This is a genomic window from Elstera sp., assembly GCF_044372965.1.
Classification (GTDB): Bacteria; Pseudomonadota; Alphaproteobacteria; order Elsterales; family Elsteraceae; genus Elstera.
Window position 1 is genome coordinate 1 of sequence record NZ_JBILQX010000267.1, and the last position, 3,569, is coordinate 3,569.

Annotated in this window: 4 protein-coding genes; 3 read left to right on the top strand and 1 reads right to left on the bottom strand. The window is 54.9% G+C overall.

Annotated features, from left to right (window positions below):
* Positions 1–110 precede the first annotated feature (110 nt).
* The 3 genes from ACIQ36_RS19295 to ACIQ36_RS19305 all read left to right on the top strand — a co-directional run bounded on the left by ACIQ36_RS19295 (position 111) and on the right by ACIQ36_RS19305 (position 2,870).
* Positions 111–794, top strand: a complete 684-nt coding sequence (locus ACIQ36_RS19295) for a helix-turn-helix transcriptional regulator (protein WP_395832387.1) — start codon at positions 111–113, stop codon at positions 792–794.
* Positions 781–1,038 (top strand): TfoX/Sxy family DNA transformation protein, encoded by a 258-nt coding sequence (locus tag ACIQ36_RS19300; protein ID WP_395832389.1) that lies wholly within the window; start codon positions 781–783, stop codon positions 1,036–1,038. Before ACIQ36_RS19295 ends, ACIQ36_RS19300 begins: the two co-directional genes overlap by 14 nt.
* 122 nt (positions 1,039–1,160) lie before the next feature.
* A complete protein-coding gene (locus ACIQ36_RS19305) occupies positions 1,161–2,870 on the top strand; it encodes a methyl-accepting chemotaxis protein (protein ID WP_395832391.1) in 1,710 nt (569 codons plus the stop codon).
* On the opposite strand, the gene ACIQ36_RS19310 is transcribed toward ACIQ36_RS19305, so the two are convergent.
* Positions 2,867–3,569 (bottom strand): methyl-accepting chemotaxis protein (locus tag ACIQ36_RS19310; RefSeq protein WP_395832393.1); only part of this gene is annotated, 703 nt, incomplete at its 5' end. The two genes, ACIQ36_RS19305 and ACIQ36_RS19310, sit on opposite strands and share 4 nt — an antisense overlap.

A 3,569-nucleotide genomic window follows, 5' to 3' on the forward strand; every position in this document is an offset into this window, starting at 1 on the left:
TTACGGCCGATCCTGGTTTTGTGGCGTTCGGCGGCGCTATTCACGGGCCATCGGTAGTGATGCGCCATACCCACACGCGGGTCGCCATGCGATAAAACCTCGGAGGTAAGATGCGCCGCGCAGATCGACTTTTCGAGATCTTGCAGCTTCTCCACGGTGGGCGCTTGCGCCGCGCCCACGAATTGGCTGCGCGGCTTGAAGTGTCTACCCGGACCATCTACCGCGACATTGCGGATTTGACGGCAAGCGGTGTGCCGATTGAAGGCGAAGCCGGGGTTGGCTATGTCCTGCGCCCCGGCTTTTTCATGCCACCTCTGGCCCTCTCCGCCACCGAACATGAGGCCTTGGTTTTGGGCGCGCGGTTGGTGGCGGCTTGGTCGGACACAGACCTAGCGGCTGCGGCAAAAGAGGCTCTGATAAAACTCGAAGCCATCGGTGCGGTGGCGATGGGGGCCCGGCCGCCTGTGGCCTTGCACAGTTATGGCGGGCGCTTGTCGCCGGAAGTTCGGTTGCTGTTGCGCCAGATCCGGGAAGCGCTCGGGCTCCGGCGCAAGCTCGACCTTCTCTACGCAAAAGCCGATACCCCCGCCGAGGCGCGCCGGGTACGCCCCCTTTCCCTTGAGTTTTGGGGCATGGTGTGGACACTGACGGCTTGGTGCGAGCGGCGTCGCGCGTTCCGAGTGTTTCGCCTGGATCGTATTCAGCAACTGATGCGAACCGACGAGGGGTTTGATCCCGAACCGGGGAAGACTCTGGCAGACTATTTGAAGAGCTTAAGCGATGCCGACGCCTGATGCTCCCTCCAGCCTACGCAATCTCGGCCCTCGCATGGACCAGATGCTGCGCGAGGTGGGTATCGATACGGTCGCCGATCTGCGCGCTCTCGGGGCCGAAGAGGCTTGGCACCGGCTGAGGTTCCGCTTTGGCCGACGGGTAACGCGGGTTGCGCTCTATGCCCTGGATGGGGCTTTGACCGACCGGGACTGGCGATATTTGCCGGAAGATCGGCTTGCCATCCTGAAAACCTTAAAAGGTTAATTTTTCTTAAAAATGCAGTGCTACCTCGCAAAATATTATAACAGGTTATATCTGGATTAATTTAACTGAATTTTAAAACTCATCCTATAAATCAATCTGTATGACGAATGGCGGAGTGAAAAATGCTTATCCGAGTTAAAGTATATATCGCCTTGGCTGTTGTTACGACGTCAATTATCATTGGGTATGGTGCTAATTTATTCGCGGCTAAGAAACAAGAAAATCTTGTTTCTGAGGTTAGAGACATCGCCGTTGTGCAAAATTCACAGAATTTTGAATTGCATAATGCTGTAACTGAAATGAAATTTAATATTATTCAGGTGCAACAATATTTAAAAGATGTCTCTGTTACAAGGGATACTGAAGGGTTTGAGAAGGCTGAGGCGCGTGCTCAGTCCTTTGTTGCGGCTTTGGGGAAAGCAGAAGTTTTATCAAATACTTTAAATACGAAAACTATTTCAGCCTCTCTCAGGAGAATAAAAATAGATTTCCCTGCCTATTATGATTTAGGGAAAAAAATGGCAAATACTTATTTGGAGAATGGTCGCGTCGCGGGCAATGCCCTTATGGGGCCTTTTGATGAAAGTGCGCAATCGGTAACGGACGGCATGACAGAATTGTCGATGATAACGGAAAATATGTTAACCGCTAATCTGAATATGATTGATGTAAAGTTCTTTGAACTTTCTAAATATCAATCTGATTTTCAGGTTATTTTTTCAGTTATTGGCGCTGTTGTAGTGGGTTCTTGTGTTTTGCTGGGTTTTGGGTTTATGTTTTGGTTTGTTAAGCCTATTAGCCAGCTTAAAAATGCCATGCGCCGGGTTGCAAAAGGCGATGTTGATTTCGAGATCGTCGGCGATGAGGTTCGCAATGAAATCGGGGCGATGGTGAATGCTCTGCGGACGTTCCGGGCTAGCGAGCTTGAGCGCCGTGCGCTCGTTGTGGCGCAAGTGGAACGTGAAACCGAAGCGAAACTGGAAAAGCAGGCGTTGATGGCCAACTTAGCCCTTCGTTTCCAAGACTCGGTCGGAACGCTGATCACGCAGCAGGCCCAATCTGCCCTTGAGTTGGAAACGGTCGCTCAATCGATGGTTTCAGCGAGTGATAATGCGTGCAAACAGTCGGTCATCGTCGCCTCGGCAACCGAGCAGGCGTCGAGCAATGTCGAATCTGTCGCGTCGGCAACCGAGGAACTGTCATCATCGGTAAACGAGATTGGCCGTCAGGTCGAAAAATCGGCCTCGATTGCGGCGCGTGCGGTCGCCGAAGCGGAAAAAACCGATAAGACGATCCAAAGCTTGACGCAGGCCGCCCAACAAATCGGCGATGTGGTGAAACTGATCCAAACAATTGCCGGGCAAACCAATCTGTTGGCCCTCAATGCCACCATTGAAGCGGCCCGTGCCGGAGAGGCGGGGAGAGGCTTTGCCGTTGTTGCGAGCGAAGTAAAAGGCCTCGCAAATCAAACGGCCCAGGCGACCGAAAGCATCATTCAAAAGATCAGCGAAATTCAGGCCGCCGCCGATGGTTCCGTCCAAGCGTTGGCAACGATTACCAATACGATCCATGAAATAGATGATGTAACGGCAACCATTGCAACGACAGTCACGCAACAGTCGATGGCGGCCAATGAAATTTCACGCAGCGTTACCCAGGCCAGCGCAGGCACCCGCGACGTAATGACCAGCATGAACCATGTCACTGAAGCCTCTGAACACACGGGCACGGCGGCACAGCAGGTGCTAGCGGTCGCGGGCGGGTTTCTGGACCAGTCCGAAATGTTGCGCCGGCAGGTCGATCATTTTCTCTCCAGCGTTCGGGCGGCTTAACCCATGTTGGTTCGCATCTCGGAGAGGAACCGCGACACGGCCCCGTTCAGCGCCGTCGTTTCGCCGCCAATCACGCGGGACGTTTCTAGCATCGATTGCGCCGCCGCGGCCGTTACCTTGGCGGCCGTCATCACGCCATCAACATTCGCATTGACGGTTGCCGAACTATTGGCCGCCTGCTGAACGTTGCGGGCGATTTCGTTGGTGGCGGCCCCTTGCTCTTCGACTGCGGCGGAAATGGTGGACGCCACTTCGTTCAATTGGCTAATCGTGCGCCCGATCCCGTGGATAACCTCCACCGTTTCATCGGTCGCGGCCTGAATGGCTTGAATTTGCTGCGTGATTTCTTCCGTGGCGCGGGCGGTTTGGCTGGCCAGATTTTTGACCTCAGAGGCGACGACGGCAAAACCCTTCCCGGCTTCCCCGGCGCGTGCGGCTTCAATGGTGGCATTGAGGGCGAGGAGATTGGTTTGTCCGGCGATATCGTTAATCAGGCGGACCACTTCGCCGATTCGCTGGGCCGCGTCGGCGAGCCCCTGCACTTTAACGTCGGTCTGCTTGGCTTCCTCGGCCCCTTGCGCCGCGATTCGGGCGGATTGGGCGACTTGGCGACCGATCTCGTGGATCGACGCGGTCAATTCGCTCGCTGCCGCCGCGACAGCCTCGACATTGCTGGCCGCCTGATGGCTTGCCGCCGTG

Excerpts from the sequence above, each read along its gene's own strand:
- ACIQ36_RS19295 (WP_395832387.1), top strand. The coding sequence starts at position 111 with ATGCGCCGCGCAGATCGACTTTTCGAGATCTTGCAGCTTCTCCACGGT.
- ACIQ36_RS19300 (WP_395832389.1), top strand. The coding sequence starts at position 781 with ATGCCGACGCCTGATGCTCCCTCCAGCCTACGCAATCTCGGCCCTCGC.
- ACIQ36_RS19305 (WP_395832391.1), top strand. The coding sequence starts at position 1,161 with ATGCTTATCCGAGTTAAAGTATATATCGCCTTGGCTGTTGTTACGACG.